The sequence below is a fragment of the Evtepia gabavorous genome, from assembly GCF_003425665.1.
Taxonomy (GTDB): domain Bacteria; phylum Bacillota; class Clostridia; order Oscillospirales; family Oscillospiraceae; genus Evtepia; species Evtepia gabavorous.
The window spans coordinates 189,584-210,516 of sequence record NZ_QQRQ01000001.1 but is presented as its reverse complement, the minus strand read 5'-3'; the positions used below and the strand labels follow the sequence as shown (position 1 = coordinate 210,516).

Annotated in this window: 22 protein-coding genes and 5 tRNA genes; 16 read left to right on the top strand and 11 right to left on the bottom strand. The window is 52.5% G+C overall.

Translation table 11 applies throughout. The annotated features are described in order from the left end of the window. Positions 1-17: 17 nt before the first annotated feature. Positions 18-587: a helix-turn-helix domain-containing protein gene (locus DV520_RS01005; RefSeq protein WP_242984611.1), complete on the bottom strand. Its 570-nt coding sequence runs from the start codon at positions 585-587 to the stop codon at positions 18-20. Between the two features lie 169 nt (positions 588-756). Here DV520_RS01005 and DV520_RS01000 point away from each other — a divergent pair, with 169 nt between their 5' ends. From DV520_RS01000 to DV520_RS00990, 3 genes are read left to right on the top strand one after another with little or no spacing between them, the layout of a single operon-like run. Beyond that, on the top strand, positions 757-960 hold the full coding sequence (locus tag DV520_RS01000) for a PLDc N-terminal domain-containing protein (RefSeq protein WP_117141483.1): 204 nt from the start codon (positions 757-759) through the stop codon (positions 958-960). Beyond that, a complete protein-coding gene (locus DV520_RS00995; RefSeq protein ID WP_021920605.1) occupies positions 957-1,874 on the top strand; it encodes an ABC transporter ATP-binding protein in 918 nt (305 codons plus the stop codon). The genes DV520_RS01000 and DV520_RS00995 overlap by 4 nt, the downstream gene beginning before the upstream one ends. Beyond that, entirely contained in the window at positions 1,871-2,629 is a 759-nt protein-coding gene (locus tag DV520_RS00990; RefSeq protein ID WP_117141482.1) for an ABC transporter permease, read from the top strand. The genes DV520_RS00995 and DV520_RS00990 overlap by 4 nt, the downstream gene beginning before the upstream one ends. Before the next feature lie 127 nt (positions 2,630-2,756). Here DV520_RS00990 and queA read toward each other — a convergent pair whose 3' ends face one another. After that, positions 2,757-3,788: a tRNA preQ1(34) S-adenosylmethionine ribosyltransferase-isomerase QueA gene (queA, locus tag DV520_RS00985; protein WP_021920607.1), complete on the bottom strand. Its 1,032-nt coding sequence runs from the start codon at positions 3,786-3,788 to the stop codon at positions 2,757-2,759. A gap of 356 nt (positions 3,789-4,144) precedes the next feature. Here queA and asd point away from each other — a divergent pair, with 356 nt between their 5' ends. Together asd and dapA are read left to right on the top strand one after the other, a co-directional pair. Continuing rightward, complete coding sequence (gene asd / locus DV520_RS00980; RefSeq protein ID WP_117141481.1) at positions 4,145-5,230, top strand: aspartate-semialdehyde dehydrogenase; 1,086 nt, start codon at positions 4,145-4,147, stop codon at positions 5,228-5,230. Between the two features lie 115 nt (positions 5,231-5,345). After that, entirely contained in the window at positions 5,346-6,236 is an 891-nt protein-coding gene (gene dapA, locus DV520_RS00975; protein WP_021920609.1) for a 4-hydroxy-tetrahydrodipicolinate synthase, read from the top strand. A gap of 89 nt (positions 6,237-6,325) precedes the next feature. Here the strand turns inward: dapA and DV520_RS00970 are convergent, their stop codons facing one another. Both DV520_RS00970 and DV520_RS00965 read right to left on the bottom strand, forming a co-directional pair. Further along, the gene (locus tag DV520_RS00970) at positions 6,326-6,745 is read right to left on the bottom strand and encodes a PaaI family thioesterase (protein ID WP_021920610.1); all 420 of its coding nucleotides are present in this window, start codon (positions 6,743-6,745) and stop codon (positions 6,326-6,328) included. Between the two features lie 14 nt (positions 6,746-6,759). Continuing rightward, positions 6,760-9,129 (bottom strand): M13-type metalloendopeptidase, encoded by a 2,370-nt coding sequence (locus DV520_RS00965; protein WP_117141480.1) that lies wholly within the window; start codon positions 9,127-9,129, stop codon positions 6,760-6,762. Between the two features lie 224 nt (positions 9,130-9,353). Between DV520_RS00965 and DV520_RS00960 the strand changes: the two genes are divergently transcribed. The 7 genes from DV520_RS00960 (at position 9,354) to DV520_RS00930 (ending at position 14,831) form a co-directional block, all read left to right on the top strand. Beyond that, a complete protein-coding gene (locus tag DV520_RS00960) occupies positions 9,354-9,722 on the top strand; it encodes a GntR family transcriptional regulator (protein ID WP_021920612.1) in 369 nt (122 codons plus the stop codon). Then, the gene (locus tag DV520_RS00955; protein WP_117141479.1) at positions 9,712-10,605 is read left to right on the top strand and encodes an ABC transporter ATP-binding protein; all 894 of its coding nucleotides are present in this window, start codon (positions 9,712-9,714) and stop codon (positions 10,603-10,605) included. The genes DV520_RS00960 and DV520_RS00955 overlap by 11 nt, the downstream gene beginning before the upstream one ends. Then, positions 10,589-11,365 (top strand): hypothetical protein, encoded by a 777-nt coding sequence (locus tag DV520_RS00950; RefSeq protein WP_133308816.1) that lies wholly within the window; start codon positions 10,589-10,591, stop codon positions 11,363-11,365. Before DV520_RS00955 ends, DV520_RS00950 begins: the two co-directional genes overlap by 17 nt. Before the next feature lie 40 nt (positions 11,366-11,405). Further along, a complete protein-coding gene (locus tag DV520_RS00945; protein WP_021920615.1) occupies positions 11,406-12,110 on the top strand; it encodes an ABC transporter ATP-binding protein in 705 nt (234 codons plus the stop codon). Next, positions 12,107-13,660 (top strand): putative ABC exporter domain-containing protein, encoded by a 1,554-nt coding sequence (locus tag DV520_RS00940; protein WP_117141477.1) that lies wholly within the window; start codon positions 12,107-12,109, stop codon positions 13,658-13,660. The genes DV520_RS00945 and DV520_RS00940 overlap by 4 nt, the downstream gene beginning before the upstream one ends. A gap of 103 nt (positions 13,661-13,763) precedes the next feature. Further along, on the top strand, positions 13,764-14,153 hold the full coding sequence (locus DV520_RS00935) for a metallopeptidase family protein (RefSeq protein ID WP_117141476.1): 390 nt from the start codon (positions 13,764-13,766) through the stop codon (positions 14,151-14,153). A gap of 279 nt (positions 14,154-14,432) precedes the next feature. Then, positions 14,433-14,831, top strand: a complete 399-nt coding sequence (locus tag DV520_RS00930) for a cell division protein SepF (RefSeq protein ID WP_021920618.1) — start codon at positions 14,433-14,435, stop codon at positions 14,829-14,831. Positions 14,832-14,921: 90 nt separating this feature from the next. On the opposite strand, the gene DV520_RS00925 is transcribed toward DV520_RS00930, so the two are convergent. Then, positions 14,922-15,572: a Crp/Fnr family transcriptional regulator gene (locus DV520_RS00925; RefSeq protein WP_117141475.1), complete on the bottom strand. Its 651-nt coding sequence runs from the start codon at positions 15,570-15,572 to the stop codon at positions 14,922-14,924. 163 nt (positions 15,573-15,735) lie between these two features. Between DV520_RS00925 and DV520_RS00920 the strand changes: the two genes are divergently transcribed. The 4 genes from DV520_RS00920 (at position 15,736) to hydF (ending at position 19,523) form a co-directional block, all read left to right on the top strand. Beyond that, a complete protein-coding gene (locus DV520_RS00920; RefSeq protein ID WP_021920620.1) occupies positions 15,736-16,113 on the top strand; it encodes a desulfoferrodoxin in 378 nt (125 codons plus the stop codon). A 181-nt stretch (positions 16,114-16,294) separates the two neighbouring features. Continuing rightward, positions 16,295-17,308 carry an ABC transporter substrate-binding protein gene (locus DV520_RS00915; protein WP_117141474.1) on the top strand — a complete coding sequence of 338 codons (1,014 nt, stop codon included), beginning with the start codon at positions 16,295-16,297 and terminating at the stop codon, positions 17,306-17,308. A 36-nt stretch (positions 17,309-17,344) separates the two neighbouring features. After that, positions 17,345-18,328 (top strand): biotin synthase BioB, encoded by a 984-nt coding sequence (locus DV520_RS00910; protein ID WP_021920622.1) that lies wholly within the window; start codon positions 17,345-17,347, stop codon positions 18,326-18,328. A gap of 1 nt (position 18,329) precedes the next feature. Next, the gene (gene hydF / locus DV520_RS00905) at positions 18,330-19,523 is read left to right on the top strand and encodes a [FeFe] hydrogenase H-cluster maturation GTPase HydF (protein ID WP_117141473.1); all 1,194 of its coding nucleotides are present in this window, start codon (positions 18,330-18,332) and stop codon (positions 19,521-19,523) included. Positions 19,524-19,624: 101 nt separating this feature from the next. Here hydF and DV520_RS00900 read toward each other — a convergent pair whose 3' ends face one another. From DV520_RS00900 to DV520_RS00875, 6 genes are all read right to left on the bottom strand, one after another. Beyond that, a complete protein-coding gene (locus tag DV520_RS00900) occupies positions 19,625-20,308 on the bottom strand; it encodes a response regulator transcription factor (protein WP_021920624.1) in 684 nt (227 codons plus the stop codon). A gap of 72 nt (positions 20,309-20,380) precedes the next feature. Continuing rightward, positions 20,381-20,454, bottom strand: a tRNA-Cys gene (locus DV520_RS00895). A gap of 3 nt (positions 20,455-20,457) precedes the next feature. Next, a tRNA-Gly gene (locus DV520_RS00890) sits at positions 20,458-20,533 on the bottom strand. Positions 20,534-20,559: 26 nt separating this feature from the next. Further along, positions 20,560-20,635: transfer RNA gene (locus DV520_RS00885), tRNA-Phe, on the bottom strand. Between the two features lie 29 nt (positions 20,636-20,664). After that, a tRNA-Asp gene (locus DV520_RS00880) sits at positions 20,665-20,741 on the bottom strand. A 7-nt stretch (positions 20,742-20,748) separates the two neighbouring features. Beyond that, positions 20,749-20,824, bottom strand: a tRNA-Val gene (locus DV520_RS00875). Positions 20,825-20,933 lie beyond the last annotated feature (109 nt).

The following is a 20,933-nucleotide window of genomic DNA, read 5'->3' as shown; positions in this document are numbered from 1 at the left end:
AATGCGTTGGCACTTTGCTACCAGTCCGTCCCCGTTTCGCCTGTTTTATGTTCCGGGGAGATAATCAACCCAACTGTTCTCAATTTACGTTCCGGCTTTGGTTTATTCTCTTGCAGCGGATATAAGATTTGGGCCATATCTGCTGCTACTTTTTCCAGCTCTTCATCCGTTAAATAAACATGGGAAAGGCTAAGACCAGACCGATCCTTTTTTATGTCAATACCTGGTGTGTCACAATAATCTTGGAAAATCTTTGCAAACGTCAAAAAATATTGAAAGAACATCTGCATATACATAGCCCCAGAATTTTGTCCGAGAACCGACGGTGGATCAGACGGGTCAAAGGTCAATGCATAAGTCTTTTCAACTGTTCCTCGTATTGGTGTTTCGCCCACAATTTTCAATAGCCCATCATCGGTCATTCGTTTCAAATAGCGATAAAGCGTCGTTTGGGGGATATCCACGCACTTTTCAGCCAGATACTTTGCGGTCACTTTCCCCCGCCGCATGATTTCGATCATCAAACGGCTCTTGGCCGGATTGGAAATACATTCCATAATTTTCTCATTCAAGTTCTTGCTTCCCATATGCAACCTCCTTTTACAAAAATATTACCATTCTGGAAACAAAAATTCAAGGAGTAATATTGCTTTTTTATTTCCATTGCGGTAATATATCCTATATGGGAGTAACAAGCAAAAAAACACCGTTGTCCCGTAAATACAGATACGAGTTACGACTAAGGAGGTAATTAGTATGTCTTTGTTGCAGGAAATGTTTCCGCTTCTGATTCCCATTTTTGTGCTTGATGTAATCCTTGCTGTGGCCGCTGTCCGGCATATCCTCTGGCATCCACATTATCGTTTTGGGAACAGGGCCATGTGGCTTGTACTCTCTCTGGTTGTTGTTATGTTCGGTCCTATTATCTATTTTGTTTTTGGGCGGGGTGAGGAAAAATGAATGTACTTTCTATATGCAATCTGTCTAAAAGTTTCGGAGAGCAGAAAATTATAAAAAATCTGAATCTGTCTGTTCCAGAGGGAAGTGTCTTTGGCTTTATTGGACAGAACGGCGCCGGAAAAACAACAACAATGAAAATGGTATTAGGACTTTTGCAGCCTGATGAGGGAGAAATCCGCGTGTGTAATGAGCCAGTTCGCTTTGGACAGACCAAAACCAATCAGTATATTGGCTATTTACCAGATGTGCCGGAATTTTACAACTACATGACCGCCATACAGTATTTAACACTGTGCGGGGAAATTGTCGGGTTGTCAAAAAAAATCATTTCTCAAAAAGGACAAAGGCTACTTTCCCTTGTCGGTCTGGATGGCGTTGAGAAACGGATCGGCGGCTATTCCCGCGGCATGAAGCAGCGTCTTGGAATTGCACAAGCGTTGCTGGCCGACCCCAAACTGCTGATTTGTGATGAACCTACCAGTGCCCTTGATCCGGTGGGAAGAAAAGAAATCTTGGATATTCTCTACAAAATCCGTGGGACAACAACGGTTTTGTTTTCGACGCATATTTTGTCCGATGTGGAACGTATTTGCGACCATGTGGCACTTTTGAATGATGGTTATATTGCTGTTGGCGGAACGCTTTCAGAGATAAAGGCGCTACATAGCCATGACAGCTTACTGATCGAATTCTCCAGCGAAGCCGACCTGCAACAGTTCAAGGCTTCTATGGCGAAGCAACCGCTTCTGATTGGATCAGAAGAAAAGGGGCGGGAAATGATCATACACAGCCGGGAGATGAAAAAGGCTCAGCATACTATTTTTTCCACTTTGGCCGAGGCAGATCTTGCGCCGGTCAAGGTGGCACTCATGGAACCGTCCCTTGAAAGCTTGTTTTTGGAGGTGATAAAATGAAAGGGTATATTGCGTTTATAAAAAAGGAGTTTGTAGAAAATCTTAAAAACTATCGCTTTTTTATCCTGTTTACTATCTTTGCGATTTTCGGGTTGTCCAGTGCATTTCTGGCAAAATTCACACCAGAGATTATAGAGGCTCTGGGAGCTGGATTCGAAGCCACCGAGGAACCTGTCGCCCTTGACGCATGGCAGCAGTTTTATAAAAATATTTCTGGGGTCGGATTCAGCGCATTGATTATCCTGTTCGGAAGCTGTATGTCCAGTGAGTATTCCAAAGGCACTTTGCTTCTGCTGGTAACAAAGGGTCTGGCAAGACCGGCAGTGATTTTGACAAAGTACACCGTAGCGGCTGTGTCTATGACGGTCAGTTTCTGGGTGAGCTTTGTCGGTGCCTATGGATATACCGATCATCTTTGGCCAGATACTTCTCTTTCCTATATCGTACCGTCTGCGTTTTTCATGTGGATGATTGGATTTCTATACCTTAGCATTCTCATACTTGGCTGTGTCCTATTCAAGCAGACTTTCACCAGCATCCTATTCACTGGCGGGATCGTAGCCCTTTTTTCCATTTTCAGTATGGTGAGACCATTGTCCGCCCTGAACCCGATTGTCCTTGCCTCACGAAATGTTGACCTGATTTCAGGAAAGATTTCCATAACGGAATTTACGGTTCCCTTTATCATCTCCGTGGTTTTGTCCGTGGTATTTTTAGTGGCGGCAATCAGCGCATTTAATAAAAAGCAGCTGTAAAACTTACAAAGAGGCCTTTTCATCCAAGCTCAGAACATGCAGCATGAGAAACCGAAAAGGCCCTGACCCAGGGCATAAACGGCAAGCTAAATACCGCCATTTTGCAGGCCCTTCTCCGCAGGTTCTCTCACACAATCAGCATCGCATCTCCAAAGGAAAAAAAGCGATAGCGTTCCCGGACCGCTTCCTCATAGGCCGCTAAAATGGGTTCCCGTCCAGCCAATGCGGAAACCAGCATAATGAGGGTGGATTCCGGCAGATGGAAATTGGTAATCAGCCCATCCAGTACCTTGAACCGATAGCCAGGGTAAATAAAAATATTCGTCCATCCCGCGCTCTCCCGCAGTGTGCCATCCTCTTCTGCCCAGCTCTCAATGGTCCTGCAGGACGTCGTTCCCACACAGATCACCCGTCCTCCATCCCGCTTGGTTTGGTTGATGGTTTCCGCTGTCTCCGCAGAAATGACACAATACTCGCTGTGCATAGCATGGTCCGTAATCTCCTCCGCTTTTACTGGGCGAAAGGTTCCCAACCCCACGTGGAGCGTCACATAGCAGATTTTTACCCCCATTTTTTCAATGGAATCCAGCAGATCTTTGGTAAAATGCAGGCCCGCCGTAGGGGCTGCCGCAGAGCCAACCTCCCGAGAATAGACCGTCTGATACCGTTCGGCATCCTGGAGTTCTTCTTTGATATAGGGCGGCAACGGCATCTTCCCCAGCCGCTCCAGTAATTCCAAAAAAATACCCTCATAGGTAAAGCGGATCAGCCGGTTTCCCCCTTCCAACACAGCGGTCACCTCTGCGGTCAGGGCGCCATCCCCGAAAGACAGCTTCGCCCCCTCCCGCAGTTTTTTTCCAGGCCGGACCAGACACTCCCAGACATTTTCTCCCCGGTCAATGAGAAGCACCACCTCGCAGGCTCCCCCTGTGGGCTCCCGTCTGCCCAGCAAACGGGCCGGCAGCACCCGGGAATCGTTGAGGACCAAACAGTCCCCTGGCCGAAGAAATTGAGGCAAATCATAAAAATGATGGTGTCCGATCTCCCCCGTCCTCTTGTCCAACGTCAGCAGCCGGGAGGCGTCCCGACGTTGGATCGGCGTTTGTGCAATGAGTTCAGGGGGTAATTCATAGTAAAAATCGTGTGTTTTAATAGCCATCCATCTCCATTACATCAACTGAACCTTCTGCCGTCAGCCGTCTCGGTGACAAAACCGCCTCGCCCGGCATAGTATGGACCGGAAACCCATGGTGAGACTGTTTCCAAAGACCCGATTTTCACGGTTCCACGACATTTTTTCCCCGGGAAGGACTTTGGGCGTTGACAGCAAAAATAATCTGTGCTATCTTTACTAAGCAAACATCTGTCTCTTTCTCAAAAACACTCTGTTCTTCTAAGAGACAAAATACAGTTTATTATAGTACAAATACCATCAGCTTTTCAACTGCTGTTTCTCACTTCCCAGCAGAACGGGCTGTTTTCAGGTAGTTTCAACAAGATCAGGAGGTCCTTCTCATGAAAAAGTATACTGTCGGTGTCGTCGGTGCCACTGGGATGGTGGGCCAGCGTTTTGTGACCCTGCTGGAAAACCATCCCTGGTTTCAGCTGACTGTCGTGGCGGCCAGTGCCCGTTCCGCTGGAAAATCTTATGAAGAGGCTGTCGGTCCCCGCTGGGCCATGACCACCCCGATCCCTGAGGAAGCCAAGTCCCTGGTGGTCCTGGATGCACTGGCAGACCGAGAAACCATTGCGTCCTCCGTCGACTTCATTTTCTGTGCCGTTGACATGAAAAAGGAAGAAATTCGTGCCCTGGAAGAATCCTATGCCAAGTTGGAATGCCCGGTTATTTCCAACAACAGTGCCCACCGTTGGACCCCCGATGTCCCCATGGTCATTCCAGAGGTCAATCCAGAGCATCTCCAGGTAATCCAGGCCCAAAAATCCCGGCTGGGAACCCGGCGCGGTTTCATTGCGGTGAAGTCCAACTGTTCCATTCAATCCTACGCCCCCGCGCTACATCCCCTGCGCCGCTTCGGCATAACACAGGTACTGGTCTGTACCTATCAAGCCATCTCTGGAGCGGGAAAAACCTTTACAACCTGGCCTGAGATGGTTGACAACGTCATTCCCTACATCGGTGGAGAGGAGGAAAAGTCGGAACAGGAGCCCTTAAAGGTCTGGGGCACCGTGGAACATGGGCAGATTGTCCCCGCCGCCGCCCCTTCCATCACCGCCCAGTGCCTACGGGTGCCTGTATCGGATGGCCATACCGCCGCTGTGTTTGTCTCCTTCCGTGAAAAGCCCTCGGTGGAGGAAATTAAAACTGTATGGAAAAACTTCCAGGGCCGTGCCCAAGAACTGGCTCTCCCCAGCGCCCCCAAACAGTTCCTTCATTATTTTGAGGAAAACGACCGGCCCCAGGCCAAGCTGGACCGGGACCTTGAGGGCGGCATGGCGGTCAGCTTGGGCCGTCTCCGTCCGGATACCCAGTACGACTATAAATTTGTCGGCTTGTCCCACAATACCCTCCGCGGCGCGGCCGGCGGCGGCGTTCTGCTGGCGGAACTGCTCTGCGCGGAAGGCTACATTCTTCCCCGCTGAGAGAATTCATCTCTCAAAGCACGGACCAGATTGATATTCTGTTACGAAAGCATTTCTTCAGAAATCAATCTGGTCCGTGCTTTTTTACGTTTTTGTTATCTGGAAAGGAGTCTTTATGAAAACACCTGTGTTCACTGGCACCTGTACCGCTTTGATTACCCCCTTTCAGGCCTCTGGTTCCATCGACTATGCCGCCTTTGCCCGGCAGATGGACCGTCAGCTGGAATCCGGCGTGGACGCGCTGTGTGTCTGCGGCACCACAGGGGAAAGTTCCACCCTCACTGTGCAGGAACATGTCCATCTGGTGGATTACTGCGTGTCCCACGTAGCAGGCCGGTGCAAAGTGGTTGCCGGCTCCGGCAGCAACGACACCGCCGCCGCGCTCTATCTCTGTCAGCATGCCCAGGAATCCGGCGCAGACGCCCTTCTTCTGGTCACCCCCTATTATAATAAAACCACGCAAACCGGCCTGATCCACCACTATGAATATCTGGCAGACAAAACAGACCTGCCCGTCATCCTCTACAACGTGCCCTCCCGTACCGGACTGTCCTTTACCGCAGAGACCTACCGTATTTTAAGCCAGCATCCCCGGATCAACGGCACCAAAGAAGCCTCTGGAAATTTCTCTCTTCTGGCAGAAACCATGGCTTTCTGCGGAGATGAGCTGAATGTGTGGTCGGGCAATGACGACCAGACCGTCCCCATGTTGGCTCTGGGCGCAAAGGGGCTGATCTCCGTCACAGCCAATCTGGTTCCAGAGCCCATGGCAGAGCTGACGCACAGCTATTTCCGGGGAGAAATCGAGGAAGCCCGAGAGCTTCAGCTCTCCTATCTCCCCCTGATGAAAGCCCTGTTTTCCCAGGTAAATCCCATTCCCATCAAGGCTGCTATGGCGGAACTGGGCCTTGACAGCGGAAGCCTCCGCCGCCCTCTCTGGGCAATGGACAAAAAGCCCTGCAAGGAACTCCGAGAAACCCTGGCCGCCTTCGGGTTGCTCTCTTAATCGCCTGTCCTTTCTTCTTCCTCCATACCAAAGCCCCCTTCTTGTCCAGGAAAATATCCTGTCCAAGAAGGGGGCTTTTCTTTGTCCTTTTAGGTCTCTCCCCGGCCGTTGTCATGGACAACATAGCCATTCACTGTCACAAAGGCCACTTCGGTGCCCAGCTCATCGGTGACTTTCACCTCATAGAAACAAATTCGCTTCCCATCTTTCACCTGCTGTGCCACTGCCGTCAGATGCTTTCCCTTTGCGGATTTCAGAAATGTGATTTGAGACGCCTGGGTCACCACATCTCTTCCCTTTTGATTGGAAGCCACGGCAAATGCAAAATCCGCCAAGGTAAAAATGGTCCCTCCCATGGGGATTCCCAAAGCATTGCAGTGCCGGGGCTCAATTTCCATGGAGCACCTGGCATACCCATAGGACGCCTCGTCAATGACAGCACCCAGGCCCTCGGAAACAAAGAGGTCTTTGATGAATTTCTCCTGGAGGCAGCAAAGATTCTGATCCATGCAACCCCGCCCCCTCACCAGATAACCACGCGCTCTTCCGGCGGCAGCCACATGGCATCCTCTTCTGTGATGTCAAAGGCCTCGTAAAACTCCGAGAAGTTTTGCAGGACCAGACTGCCGCGCAGCTTATCCGGCGCGTGAACGTCTGCCTGAGCCAGATAGAGTCGAGTCTCCCGGGGATAGCTGCTGCACCAAATCTCTGCCATCGCAGTATACAGCGCGGCATAGTCAGGATTCTCTCGCTTACTTTCAATCTCGGTCAGGCAAGCCACGGAGCCAAGATCGGCAATGTTCTCAGACAGGGTCAGGGCACCATTGCAGGTGATTCCCGGTGCGGACTCCTTCCCATCGTAGAGCTTGACCACTTTCTCACACAACGTCTGGAAGGCCGCATAATCCTCCTGTGTCCACCAGTCCACGGCATTGCCGTTTTCATCGTATTTCGCCCCGTTGTTGTCAAAGGCATGAGTAATTTCGTGGGCAATGACATAGCCTACCTTCCCCAGGTTTTCCTCATAGGAAGCATCCACGTCATAGAAAGGTTCCTGCAGAATGCCCGCGGGGAAGGTGATGGAGTTGGCGGTAAAGAGATACCCGGCGTTGACCGTGTAGGTCGTCATTGGCCAGATATTTTCATCCACCCCGGTCTTCTGGAGCTCTGCCAGCAGCTTGTTGGTTCCTTTTTGGATGGCAATGAGGTTGTCACAGAAGCTACCTCCCTGCTCCGCCGACAGGATCTCCACATCTTTCAGGGTATCGTCCCAGTCATCCGGGTACCCAATGTTAATCTGGATGGTGTCCAGCTTTTCAATGGCCTTTTCCTTGGTGGTCTCGCTCATCCAATCCAGCGTTTCAATCCGGTCCCGGTAAACCGCCAGGATGTCCTGAACCATTTTCTCCACATCCGCCTTGGCCTCTGGGGAGAAATAGCGGTCTACATAGGCCTGGCCGAGATAGTCGCTCATCACCTGCTGGACATACTGCGCAGCACTGTCCTCCAGGGAAAGGGCACCGGAAGAGCCCATGTAAGCCTCATTAAATGCGTTGCCCGCTTCTGTGAATTCCTCATTCAGCGCCGGACCAAAACCTGCGGCCAAATACAGACGGGCATACGTCTTCAGAATCTCCAATCCGTCCGGGGTTTTGCTCTCATCAAAGATCTCCGCCCATGCCTGGAGCTTTCCAGGGTCCATGACCTGAATGTGGTTGGTCTGTGTCAGTCCGGTCAGCGCAAAAAGCGCCTCCAAATCCACCCGGGGGAACATGGCCTGCAGCTGCTCCATGGTGTAAATATTATAGGTTTTGTCTACATCCGCCAGTTCCTGGTTGCTCAAGGACGCCGCCGCAATTTTGGCGTCTACCCGCCAAATGGTATCCGCCGCCGCGGACGCAGCCGCCTCACTCTGCCCCACCAAAGTCAGCATGGTGCGGACATAGGTCTGATAGGCCGCCTTCTGCTCCGGCGTGGCAGTGCTGTATCCTCCCTGCCCCAGGGAAGGCGTGATTCCGTCAAAGAGAAGTGTATATGCCGTGTTATCCTTCACGTCAATGTTTAGGCCAAAGCCCATAAAAAGGGTTCCGCCTGTCTCCTCATAGACACGGTTCTGAACCGCCATCAGCTCCTCTATGGTTTTCGCCTGATCAATGGCATCCAAGTAGGGCTGAATGGGGGCAATTCCCTCCGCATTTCGTGCCTCGGTATTGAGAATGTTCCGGTAGAAGTTGACGATCTTCTTCTCCCCTTCTGTTTTGGCGCCGCCGTCAACCAGTTCCTGAATGATCCCGGCAATCTCCTCGTCCACCTTTGCGCCCAAGTCATAGAAAGCACTGGCCCCCAGATAACCCGGCCGGATGACGCTGTTATCCAGAGCCTCTTTGTTGACCGTAGCGTAGAAGTCATCCTTCAGGTTGCTGCCCTCCAGGGCATAGGTCCGCTGGAGGAAGAGATCCAGCTGCTCTTTTGTAATCTTTCGGTCGGGAGAAAAGGTGGTTGCACTGGTTCCCGCCACAATGCCGGATGCCAGCACATCTTCCAGCTCCGCCTGCGCCCAGGCGGGGATGTCCGTAAAGTTTGCCGCGGGATAGCCGCTGCGGGCGTTGTCTCCCTTGGGCTCAGGCAGACCGCCAAAGGCCCGCTGGAGCATCACCAGCGCCTGGGCCCGGGTAACAGCGCCATCCTCGTTTAGGTCTCCGCCGGGATACCCCTTGAGAATGTCTCCATAGGTCACATCCGCGTTGTAATCCGTTGCCGCTTCCAGCAGGATCGACGCGGTCTCTCCCCGGGTCAGTTCCTCTCCCGGTTGCACCGCACCGGCCGCCGGAAGGCAGGAGAACAGCATAACCGCTGTCATGCCCGCTGCGGCAGTTCGTTTCAGCCACTTCATATAGGATTCCTTCTTTCTTTTCCAACTTCGGCATTGCCGATGGTCAAAACTCTACCGTATATTATTTCTCTTGTCAACGGTTGCTTCTCCCACTTTTCATAAATTTATCTGCAAAAAACTGGAAAAGAACACATCCCCTCTTGACAAGCCGCGCCCGGTCTGCTATATTCGGCTTATGGTTAATCAGTCAACTAACTAACCACTCAAGGAAAGGAGGGGTCTCCTTGCAATTCCAAGGTGAAAAACCGATTTTTCTCCAGTTGGCGGAGCAGCTGGAGGACGGGATTCTCTCTGGCGCCTATCCAGAGGGGAGCCAAGTTCCCTCCATCACAGAATACGCTGCCACCTATAAGATCAATCCCGCCACCGCGCTGAAAGGGATCAATCAACTGGTGAATGCCGGTCTTTTATACAAAAAGAGAGGAATTGGTATGTTTGTCGCCGAAGGCGCCCAGGAAAACCTGCGAAAACAGCGTTCCGAGGCCTTTTATCACGACTACGTGGAAAAAATGGTCCGAGAGGCCAAAGGTCTGGGCTTGACCCTCGCACAGCTCACCGACTTGATAAGGAGAGGATTTCAAGATGTCCATTGAATGCAAAGACATTACAAAACAGTTTGGGAGCACACGTGCCCTGGATCAAGTCTCCCTCACGCTGGAACCCGGTCATATCTACGGCCTTTTGGGCAACAACGGTGCTGGAAAAAGCACCTTGCTCAGTATCCTGACCGACCGTCAGCTCCCTGACCAAGGCACAGTGACCGTGGATGGACAGCCCGTGCGAAACAACGATGCCGCCTTACACAAAGTTTTCATGGTGGGAGAGCAGAACTTTTTCCCCGAAGACATGAAGATCAAACGGGCACTGCACACCATGACCTATTTTTACCCCGATTTCGATCTGCGCCGCGCCCATGGACTGGCCAAACAGTTTGGCCTGTCGCTCAAGAAAAAAATCCCGGCACTTTCCACTGGATACTCCTCCATTTTTCGCCTGATCTTAGGGCTCAGCGTCAACACGCCGTATGTTATCTTTGACGAGCCGGTTTTGGGCCTGGATGCCCAGCATCGGGAGCTCTTCTACCGTCTTCTGGTGGAAAAATTCATGGCACAGTCCTGTACCATTCTTCTGTCCACCCACCTAATTTCTGAGGTGGAGAACCTCATCGACCACACCATCATCCTGCGGGAAGGGCGCATTCTGCGCAACGCGCCGACAGAAGAACTGCTTACCTCCGCCTACACCCTCTCCGGTCCTGCCGGGCTGGTGGAGCAGTACACCGAAGGAAAGCAGATCCTGACCAGCCATTCTCTGGGCGGCCTGAAGACGGTTACCTTGCAGGAGGAATCCACCGAACCCCTGCCTGCCGGCCTGGAACGAAGCTCTATGCGCTTACAGGATTACTTCATCAGTCTGCAGGAAGCAGAGGACGGCACGACAGAGAGAAAGGATGCAAACCATGTCTATGAATCTTAAACCCGCCATTCGCTACCAGCTCCGAGAATACCTGGTAAGCTGCCTTGTCTTTTGGGCCATCAATGCCCTTCTCATTGGCATAGGATTTCTCGTGTTATCCCTCAACCTGGGGAGCGGGGACCGCTCCGGCTACACATACAACGGATATGGTTTTGCCTGTGCCATCTTCTTCTTGGTCTTTGGACTGATCCTTCCCCGCCAGGCCATTCGCCTGTGCGTACAGATGGGGGTCTCTCGCCGGACAACCTTTCTCAGTCTTTTTCTCTCCGCTTTGCTGCCCGCTGTCTGCCTCTCTCTGGCGGGAGAACTGCTGCTGTCCCTGGCCCAGTTTGCCGCTGACCATACCCAATTTCAGTTGGAGTTCTCTGATCTGTTTAGTATGATCTATCTCAAGCAGGGGCTTCCCCTGACCTTCCTTCAGCACACCGCCTCTATTCTCTTTTCCGCTGCCTGTATGCTGGCCTGTTACTCCCTCGGCCTCTTCTTCACCTTTCTATTTTGGCGGCTGAACAAGGTCGGCTGTATTGTCGCGGCCTTGGCGATCCCGGCCTCTCTGATCGGCTTTCCCCCCTTGCTGGCAAAAGCAGAAGAAGTTTTTCCCCCTGTTCGCACCCTGTTTCTCACTCTGGGCGACACCTTCTTTCACTCGCCGTGGGGTGCAATCCTGCTCCTTCTGGTCGTCGTTCTTTTGTTCTCCCTCATCGGGTGGCTGCTCATTCGCCGGACCAATATCCGAGGCGGAATGCTTTCCAGCAAGTAACCTCTTCAGCGCATACTTACCATCAAAAAGGAGATTCTCTATGCTAACGCTCAATCACGTGACAAAATACTACGGAAAAAATCTGGCCAACGACGATATCAGTTTCCAGGTTGACAGCGGCCAGATTGCCATTCTTCTGGGGCCCAACGGCGCTGGAAAATCCACCATCATCAAGTGCATTGCCGGGCTTCTCCGGTTCCAGGGTGACATTACCATCGGTGGCCACGGAAACAAAACCACCGAGGCCAAACGTCTGCTGGCCTATATCCCTGAAACACCAGCGGTGTATGACATGCTCACCGTCTCAGAGCACCTGGAGTTTATCCGGCGGGCCTACCGCATAGAGGACGACGGGTATGGCGAGAGACTCTTGGAACGCTTTGAACTGGCAGACAAACGGGATAAGCTGGGCCGTGACCTCTCCAAAGGAATGCAGCAGAAGCTGTCCATCTGCTGTGGGCTGGTTCATCGCCCAAAGCTGATCATTTTTGACGAGCCCATGGTGGGGCTGGACCCCCACGCCATCAAGGAATTAAAGCTGCTTTTCCGGGAGCAAAAGGCCCAAGGCGCCGCCCTCCTCATCTCCACCCACATGATTGACAGTGTGGAGGATTACTGGGATGTCACACACATCATGGTGAATGGGCGTTTTGCCGCCACCCAATACAACAGGCCAGAGGAATTGAAGGCCCGCAGTCTGGAGGACCTCTTCTTTGCCATTACAGAGGGAGGAAAACCGTCATGAGCGCCCTGACTTATCTGACGCTGACCCGGCTGAAAAACGGGATTCGAGACCTGCTGCGGAAACCTGCCCGGCTGATCTATGTTGTTTTTTTGCTGGCCCTCTTGGTTTTCGCTGTGCAGGGCAGCGGCAGCACATACCCTCCAGAGAGCTACCGGGACCTTCGTGAAGTGGTGGCCATGGCGACCGCCCTGTTCCTCTTTATCTTCCTTCTCACTGTCTGGAACGGCTTCTCGAAAGGGGGAACGATTTTTTCCCTCTCCGACGTGAACCTTCTCTTCCCCTCCCCCATTCACCGGACCCGCACGCTATTCTACGGCCTCCTGCGGCAAATCAGCACAGCACTCTTGCTGGGCATCTTTCTCTTCTACCAATATGGATGGCTTCATAATCTCTATGGCATCACCATGGCGTCCATGGTCGCGCTCTTTCTATGCTACACCGCAGCGGTCTTTCTGGGACAAGTCACCGCCATGACCATTTACACCTTTACCAGCAGCCATGAGGGAGCCCAAAAACTCTTAAAGGGCCTGATCATTCTCTGCCTGCTTTTGGTGGCTGGATGGCTCTTCTGGGGATTCTGGACCTCCCCCGACCAACGGTTGGCCGGAGTAATTGACGCTTCGGTCAGTCTGCCGGTACAGCTCTTTCCAGTGGGCGGTTGGCTGGGCTGGGTTTTCTCCGCCTGCCTTGGGCTGGGTACCTGGTGGCCTGGGCTTCTTCTCTGCCTGGCCTGGTTTTTCCTCCTTCTCTTCCTTTTGACACACTTCGACCGGGATTGGTACGAAGATGTCCTCCGTACCGCTGAGCTGGCCCAATCCGCCATTGTCGCTAAAAAGGAAGGCACCATGGAGTCTGTCCCAGGCAAAGTCCGTATTGGAGCAACCGGCTTGAAGAAGGGATGGGGTGCCTCGGCCTTCTATTATAAACACAAAATTGAGAACCGGCGGGGCAGCTGGATGCTGTTGCCCCCTGCCAGCCTGATCTTTGCCGTGGTGCTCATTGGCTTTTCCTTTTTCATGCGAGAGAGCGGCATCCTCCCTGTGTTCGCCTTTGCGGTGTACCTACAACTCTTCACCGCAGGACAGAGCAGAATCAATCGAGAACTCTACAAACCCTTTATTTACCTGGTGCCAGAGTCCTCCTTCTCCAAGCTTCTGCACTGTCTGCGGGAACTCGTCCCCTCCGCGCTGGCGGAAGCCATTGTGGTCTTTGTCCCTGTGGGCCTGATTTTAGGCATGGGGCCTGGTGCTATTCTGGTCTGTCTCTTCGCTCGGATGAGCTATGCTCTCCTGTTTCAAAGCGGCAACCTTCTGCTGGAACGGTTTTGGAGCGGCGCCAGCAAGGCTCTGATCATGTTCCTCTATTTCTTGATTCTAATTCTCTTGACCCTGCCCGGCATCCTCATTGCAGTGTTTTTGATGGTGCTTCTGAACTTGCCCGGCGGTGTCAGCGGCGGACTTCTGGTGGCTGGAATCATCAATATTCCGGTGGCACTGCTCCTTTTGTACCTCCTGCGTGACATGCTGCAGTACGCCGAATACAACCGCTAACGCCTCTGTCCTCTGGCTCAGCTTTTTCTGGGCCAGAGGCTTTTTCTTGCAGTGTTCCAAAAACTATTGTAAAATGGAGGATACTCGAGAGGAGGAGCTTGCGATGGAATATACCTTTGACCAAGTGGCCGATCTGTTGGATGAGATGGCCGAGACTTTTCCACCTGTGTTCTTTGAGCAACTGAACGGAGGCATTCTTCTCCAAGAAGAGGCCAAGCCGGACCCCATGTTTCCCGAGGGCGAGGTCTACTTCATGGGGGAATACGTTCAGGACAGTTACCTGGGCCGATATATTAACTTATATTATGGTTCTTTCCTGGCCTCCGCCCGCAATGAGAGTTGGTCAGAGGAAACCTGGCGGGAAGAGCTTTACACCACGCTGGCCCACGAGTTTACCCACCACGTGGAATCCCTGGCCAACGCCCACGGTTTGGATGACAAAGATGAGGAAGAGCTGCTTCGTCTTTTGGAGAAATATCGGGACGCTCCCTGATGCCTGAGCCCTGTGTCCGCTTGTTTCCCCTCTATATATTGTGGTCTCTTTTGGCCCGTCCCTTGACGAATTTTGTCGAAGGCCGGAAAAAGTTGCAGAACGGTTTCAATATATTGAAAAAGAATTACAAACGTTCACAAAATATTCCACAAAAGCCTTGAAATTCATCATCTTTTGTAGTATCATGGTAAAAACGCTTGATAGAAGCAAGAGTTGTGTTCTTGTCACATTGGGGATTTCGACCAAGAGAGAGCATATCAATACAGAGGAGGTACGCACATGTCATTCTTTAGCGCGTTGCGCCGAAAGCCGGAAGAAGAGGACCTGTACGAGGATTACGAAGAAAGCTATGCCTACGAGGACGAGGGACAGGACTGGGCATCCGAGGGAGTTCAGCCCATCCACAGCGTTGCAGATATGCAGATCGTCTTGGTGGCTCCCCAGGAGTACAAGGATGCATCCAAGATCGCTGACCTTCTCCGGGATATGAAGTTTGTGGTGCTGAACCTGGCCAAAACGGAGCGGGATGTCGCCCGCCGCTTATTGGATTTTGTGTCCGGCGTGATCTATACTGAGGATGGCCACATTATGAAAGTCGCCACCAATGTCTATGTGGTTGCCCCCTATTTTGTAGATTTGCTGGGAGCCCCCGGCGAGAGCGACGAGCTTTATTTTTAATGAAAAAGAGCAAAACACAGGTGCACGGCGGCTCCATGCACCTGTGTTTTTTCTTATTTTTATCCGGTCAGCAGTTTTTCCTCGGTTTCTTTACATCAACACGTCTTCCAATGCCTCCGGGTCCAAAACAGTAACCGTCCCCCGCCCCAGGGAAACAATGCCCCGGCCGGCAAACTGGTTGAGCATCCGGGTCACCACCTCCCGGGAGGAACCGATATACCGGGCGATCTGCTCATGGGTCGCGGAAAAGGAGGGAGACTGTCTCCGCTGGCTCTCCTCCAACAAAAAGGTCGCCAATCGCTTTTCCAGGCTGAGAAATATAATCTGCTGCATGGTCCGCAGCACCCCGGAATACTGAATCACCGCCTGCTTATAGACCAGCCGTTCCACATCCGGGTTGCTGTTCATCAGCTGTGAGAGCGTCGGTGCGGGCAGGATTGCAATCTCAGAATTCACCTCTGCGGTGATATGACTTTCAAACTCCAAGCTCTGAAGCACGCAGGCCGCTGAAAGAATACAAGATTCTCCTTTTTCAATGCGGAATACGGTAATCTCTCTCCCCTCTTCCGACAGGATGGAAAACGCCAGCCGGCCCTTCCGCACAAAAATCAGCCCCACGCAGCTGTCCCCATGCCGGTGGACCACCTGGCTCTTTCGACATGGTACCTGCTGCATGGAGCGGTCCAAAAGATCCTGTTCTTCCGGGGTTAAATACTGATAAAAGGAAATTTCTCGATTCATTGGAAGGCCCTCCGTCGGCAGAAAATGCGGTGTATTTCAAATTTTTCCTTCTTGGGTGACAAAATCACTGTGATAATTCGCAATTTTGTAGTATCATCATACCATAGACAGGAAAGCAAGCACAACCACTATTTTAATTTATCTTGTAAAGGAGATTATGATCATGGATATGAAATTCTACAAATGTTCCCACTGCGGCAACATCGTTGCCTACGTTCAGGACAACGGTCCTAAAGTTGTCTGCTGCGGGGAAGAGATGAAGGAAATGGTGGCAAACACCACAGACGCCGCCACGGAAAAACATGTCCCTGTGGTAACGGTGGACGGTAACCAGGTCACTGTCTCCGTTGGTTCTGTTACCCACCCCATGGAGGAAAAACACTACATCCAGTGGATCAGCCTGCAGACCGAGCAGGGAAATCAGCGCAAAGCTTTGAAGCCCGGTCAGGAGCCCACCGTCACCTTCGCCATGGCTCCCGGCGACAAGTTCGTGGCCGCCTATGAGTACTGCAACCTCCACGGCCTGTGGAAGAAGGCATAATTTAGTTTGATGTCTTATCCCTCTCCTATCTTTTATAAGATGGGAGAGGGATTTCCTTTTGCCTGTTTACCCGATTTTATCAAAAAATGTCCTCTCCCGGTTGCATCTGCAACGTGTTTTTCTTTGTCTGCGCGCTACAATAAAAACATTAACGCCATCGGCGAGAAATCGAGGTATTGTTATGAAGAAACTTCTTGCGCTTTTGCTTTCGCTCTGCTTGGTTGCCGCACTGTGTGCCGGATGCGGAAGCACGCCCACCCCCGCAGAAGACGACAGCACCACAACCACCCCAGAGGAACCCGTTACCGTTCGCTTAGGCGGTCTGAAAGGGCCCACCTCCATGGGAATGGTCAAGCTCCTGTCAGACAACGATGCAGGGAAAACCACCAATCATTATGAATTTTCCATGGCTGGTTCCGCAGATGAACTCACCCCCAAAATGCTCCAGGGGGAACTGGACATTCTGGCCGTCCCTGTCAACTTGGGCTCCGTCCTTTATAACAACTCCGATGGCGCCGTGCAGCTGCTGGCCGTAAATACTCTGGGGGTGATCTATCTGGTGGAGAAAGGCGGCCAAACCGTCACAGATTGGAACAGCCTGAAGGGGCAGACCATTTACGCCACCGGAAAGGGCTCCACCCCGGAATATGCGCTGAACTATCTTTTAGAGGAAAACGGCCTGGACCCCGCCGCGGATGTGACGATTGAATGGAAGAGCGAGCCCTCTGAAATCGTGGCGCAGATGGCTGCGGAAGACCACGTCATCGCCATGCTGCCACAGCCCTTTGTCACTGTCGCACAGTCTAAATTTGACGATCTTACAATCCGCCTGGATTTAACTAAGGAATGGGATGCCTTGGACAACGGCAGTCAGCTCAACACCGCCGGGCTGGTGGTCCGCACCGAATTTGCCAAAGAGCACCCGGAGGCTGTGGCCGCTTTCTTGAAAGAATATGCCGCCTCCACCCAATATGTCAATGAAAATGTCTCGGAGGCCGCCCAGCTGGTGGCCCAGTATGATATTGTAGAGGCCGCTGTGGCGGAGAAGGCCATTCCCTACTGCAATATCGTCTGCATTACGGGAGAAGAGATGAAGAGCTCCGTGCAGGGCTATTTCCAGGTTCTTTTCGATCAAAATCCCCAGTCGGTGGGCGGTGCCCTGCCAGGTGACGACTTCTATTACTTGGGCCAGTAACGGTCCTCCGCAGGAATTCCAAAAAGGAAGCTTATTATGAACATCCAAACAAAACAAGATGTTTTGGACATCTTGTCTCTTCCCGAAGCGGTATTTTGGGCACAGGTTGCCCCCGCTGCCCGGAAAACTTGCCAAGACCACTTTGGCAACACCCTCTTGGTAACCGCCATGCTGGCCTATACCAATATATGCAAAAACCAATGTCTTTATTGTGGGATGCGAGCGGGGAACCCCATTCCCCGCTATCGCATTCCCCCTGCAGAAATTCTCTCTCTTTCCCAGCAGGCAAAGTTAGACGGGCTGGGACGCATGTTCCTCCTGGCGGGAGAAGACCGCAACTACGGTTTCGATCATCTGCTGCAGTTGGTCTCTGGCTTGAGGCAACAGGGCTACTCCATCGCCTTGGGGGCCGGAGAGTTGGAGGCAAGCCAATATCAGGAACTGCACGACGCGGGCGTGGAGGAATATGTCCTGAAGTTTGAAATGTCTCACCCAGACAGCTTCCAGCGCCTCAACCCCTCTACCAGCTACGCAAAGCGGATGCGATGTGCCCATTGGATCAAGGAAGCAGGCATGAAACTGGCCTCCGGCAATATCGTAGACTGGCCCGGGCAGACCTTAGATGAACTGGCCGACGATATCTTGCTGATGAAAGAACTGGAGATCAGCTGGGCCCCCAACATTCCCTATCTTCCCGCCGCCAACACGCCTCTGGCCTTGGAAGGCGGACCGGGTGACTTCCTGCTGAACAACAAGGAAATGGCAATCCTTCGACTGATGCTTCCAGACATTAAAATCACCGCACAGCAGCCGGGAATTCACCCCAAAGCAGGCCTGGCTGACAAAACAGGCAACCAAAACGCCATTGCCTGTGGCGCCAATCTCCTCTTCTGTGACCTTTTGCCGGATGCCCAGGCCAAAGCGTTCCGTCCCATTGACCAGCGTCATGTCTCCGGTCTGGCCCACTGTGAAGAAATCGCCCAGCTGACAGGGCTTACCTTGGATTTGGGAGGGGTTTAACATGGGACTTCAGGACACACCCCGGGCCAACCGGCCGCACATCGGTTTGTTCGGCAATCGAAACGCCGGGAAATCTTCCCTTCTTAATGCAATCACAGGACAGGCCAAGTCCTTGGTCTCTCCTGTGGAGGGGACAACCACCGACTTGGTTTATCAAACTTTCGAGTTAGAGCGTCTGGGTCCTGTGGTGTTTATTGATACTGCCGGTTTAGACGACACGGGTCCCCTGGGAACCCTTCGGGTGGAAAAGACCAGGCAGGCTGTGGATACCATGGACTTGGCAATCCTCGTCCTGACGGGCCCGATGAAAGAGGAGCTTTCCTGGTTTCAATGGCTCCAGGAGAAAAAAGTCCCCATCTTGCCGGTCCTAAATCAATGCGACAGAATGGAAAATGTCCCTGCTGTGCAAGCATACCTGTCGCAGCAGCTGGGTGGCCTGCCCGTTTTTCCGGTCAGCGCAAAAACAGGGGAACAGATTCCGCAGCTTCGCCAGGCCATCGCGCAAGCCCTTCCAGATGATTTTTGGGAGCTTACCATCACCGGCTCTTTGGCGCAGCCCGGTGATCTGGTTCTGCTGGTCATGCCTCAGGATCTTCAAGCCCCCAAAGGACGTTTGATCCTTCCGCAGGTCCAAACCATGCGGGAACTTTTGGACAAGCGATGTTCCGTTATGAGCTGCACGGCAGACTGCTTGGAAGCAACCTTGGAGGCCCTGCGCATCCCCCCAAAGTTGATTATAACCGATTCCCAGGTTTTCCCTTCCGTCTGGAAGGCAAAACCCGCGGAGAGCCTGCTGACCTCCTTCTCCATTCTCTTTGCTGGTTACAAAGGAGACATTCAGACCTTCCTACATGGGGCCAAAGCCATTGCATCTTTGACTGAGAACTCCACGGTCCTCATTGCGGAAGCCTGCGCCCATGCCCCTACAACCGAGGACATTGGCCGCGAAAAAATTCCCCGTCTGCTCCGGCAGCGGGTGGGGCAAGGACTCTCCTTCACCTTCCTCCGGGGAAACGACTTTCCCCAAGACCTCTCTCCCTATGATCTGATCATCCACTGCGGCGCCTGTATGTTCAACCGCCGCCACGTCATCCATCGAATCGCCCAGGCCAACGCCCAAGGGATTCCCATCTCCAACTATGGTGTGGTTTTGGCCTACCTGACCGGCATCTTAGACCAGGTCAGCCACACTTGAATTCCCCCAAACACAACACGCCGTCGGATTTCTCCGACGGCGTGTTGTGTAAAAACCAAGCAGCATCACTGAAACCAACCATACCAATATAAGTCGTCCTTTCAATCCGCTCCCTTTAACTTATAACCAATTCCCCGGACCGTCTCAATACAGCCGCCTGCAGGCCCCAATTTCTGTCGGAGCGTCCGGATATGAACATCCACTGTCCTGCTCTCTCTTCCCATGGCATCCCCCCAGACTTTATCCAAAATCCGGTCCCGGGACAATACAATCCCCTTATTTTCCAGCAGGAGGCAGAGCAGTTCAAATTCCTTCAACGTCAGTGTCACATCTTTTCCATCCACGCGGACCAGGTGCCGGGCGGGCGACACTTCCAAATGCTCTGCCTGATATTCCACTGCTCCTGCCGGTGTACCATACCCCTCTGACCGCCGAATCAATGCACGAATCCTGGAGAGCAGCTCCATCATGCGAAAGGGCTTTTGTACATAGTCGTCTGCGCCAGCATCCAACGCCAATACAGTATCATACTCTGTCCCCTTTGCCGTGAGCATCATCACCGGCGTGGCTCGGGTGTCCGGGTCCGCCCGTAGCTTTCGCAAAATGGACAGTCCATCTTCTTCCGGCAGCATGATGTCCAGAAGAATGAGGGTTGGGCGCATCTGCCCCACTGCCTTCCAAAAGGCGGAAGGACGTTCAAAGCCCTCTGCCTGAAAGCCCGCATTGTTTAAGGTATAGAGAACCAGCTCTCGAATGCTGGCATCGTCTTCAACAAAATAAATCATCGTCCGTACCTCTGTTTCTGACAGGTCATGACAATACGGAAAAAAGCCTTGTCTTTCGACAAGGCTTTCTCATGGAGGCGCCACCCAGATTTGAACTGGGGGTAAAGGTTTTGCAGACCTCTGCCTTACCACTTGGCTATGGCGCCATCTGGAGCGAGTGACGAGGCTCGAACTCGCTACCTCCACCTTGGCAAGGTGGCGCTCTACCAGATGAGCTACACTCGCAAATACGTTGTGGCACAGCCACAACGTGGTGCCCAGGGCCGGAATCGAACCAGCGACACGCGGATTTTCAGTCCGCTGCTCTACCAACTGAGCTACCTGGGCATATAGGGGGGTACAAGTTCGTACCCCTCTGGCGACGCGGAAGGGACTTGAACCCTCGACCTCCGGCGTGACAGGCCGGCGTTCTAACCAACTGAACTACCGCGCCATGTGGGTGGTGGGAACAACAGGGCTCGAACCTGTGACCCCATGCTTGTAAGGCATGTGCTCTCCCAGCTGAGCTATGCTCCCGGTGAAGCTACCCTTGTTTGCTCTCGCAACCCTCAAGCAGCGTAGTTTATTATATCGAAGACCACCCTATTTGTCAATAGCTTTTTTCAAATCTTTTTATTTTTTTACA

What these genes read in the sequence shown, in the direction of transcription:
- DV520_RS01005 (WP_242984611.1), bottom strand. Translation starts at nt 587, where the DNA reads ATGGGAAGCAAGAACTTGAATGAGAAAATTATGGAATGTATTTCCAAT.
- DV520_RS01000 (WP_117141483.1), top strand. Translation starts at nt 757, where the DNA reads ATGTCTTTGTTGCAGGAAATGTTTCCGCTTCTGATTCCCATTTTTGTG.
- DV520_RS00995 (WP_021920605.1), top strand. Translation starts at nt 957, where the DNA reads ATGAATGTACTTTCTATATGCAATCTGTCTAAAAGTTTCGGAGAGCAG.
- DV520_RS00990 (WP_117141482.1), top strand. Translation starts at nt 1,871, where the DNA reads ATGAAAGGGTATATTGCGTTTATAAAAAAGGAGTTTGTAGAAAATCTT.
- queA (WP_021920607.1), bottom strand. Translation starts at nt 3,788, where the DNA reads ATGGCTATTAAAACACACGATTTTTACTATGAATTACCCCCTGAACTC.
- asd (WP_117141481.1), top strand. Translation starts at nt 4,145, where the DNA reads ATGAAAAAGTATACTGTCGGTGTCGTCGGTGCCACTGGGATGGTGGGC.
- dapA (WP_021920609.1), top strand. Translation starts at nt 5,346, where the DNA reads ATGAAAACACCTGTGTTCACTGGCACCTGTACCGCTTTGATTACCCCC.
- DV520_RS00970 (WP_021920610.1), bottom strand. Translation starts at nt 6,745, where the DNA reads ATGGATCAGAATCTTTGCTGCCTCCAGGAGAAATTCATCAAAGACCTC.
- DV520_RS00965 (WP_117141480.1), bottom strand. Translation starts at nt 9,129, where the DNA reads ATGAAGTGGCTGAAACGAACTGCCGCAGCGGGCATGACAGCGGTTATG.
- DV520_RS00955 (WP_117141479.1), top strand. Translation starts at nt 9,712, where the DNA reads ATGTCCATTGAATGCAAAGACATTACAAAACAGTTTGGGAGCACACGT.
- DV520_RS00950 (WP_133308816.1), top strand. Translation starts at nt 10,589, where the DNA reads ATGTCTATGAATCTTAAACCCGCCATTCGCTACCAGCTCCGAGAATAC.
- DV520_RS00945 (WP_021920615.1), top strand. Translation starts at nt 11,406, where the DNA reads ATGCTAACGCTCAATCACGTGACAAAATACTACGGAAAAAATCTGGCC.
- DV520_RS00940 (WP_117141477.1), top strand. Translation starts at nt 12,107, where the DNA reads ATGAGCGCCCTGACTTATCTGACGCTGACCCGGCTGAAAAACGGGATT.
- DV520_RS00935 (WP_117141476.1), top strand. Translation starts at nt 13,764, where the DNA reads ATGGAATATACCTTTGACCAAGTGGCCGATCTGTTGGATGAGATGGCC.
- DV520_RS00930 (WP_021920618.1), top strand. Translation starts at nt 14,433, where the DNA reads ATGTCATTCTTTAGCGCGTTGCGCCGAAAGCCGGAAGAAGAGGACCTG.
- DV520_RS00925 (WP_117141475.1), bottom strand. Translation starts at nt 15,572, where the DNA reads ATGAATCGAGAAATTTCCTTTTATCAGTATTTAACCCCGGAAGAACAG.
- DV520_RS00920 (WP_021920620.1), top strand. Translation starts at nt 15,736, where the DNA reads ATGGATATGAAATTCTACAAATGTTCCCACTGCGGCAACATCGTTGCC.
- DV520_RS00915 (WP_117141474.1), top strand. Translation starts at nt 16,295, where the DNA reads ATGAAGAAACTTCTTGCGCTTTTGCTTTCGCTCTGCTTGGTTGCCGCA.
- DV520_RS00910 (WP_021920622.1), top strand. Translation starts at nt 17,345, where the DNA reads ATGAACATCCAAACAAAACAAGATGTTTTGGACATCTTGTCTCTTCCC.
- hydF (WP_117141473.1), top strand. Translation starts at nt 18,330, where the DNA reads ATGGGACTTCAGGACACACCCCGGGCCAACCGGCCGCACATCGGTTTG.
- DV520_RS00900 (WP_021920624.1), bottom strand. Translation starts at nt 20,308, where the DNA reads ATGATTTATTTTGTTGAAGACGATGCCAGCATTCGAGAGCTGGTTCTC.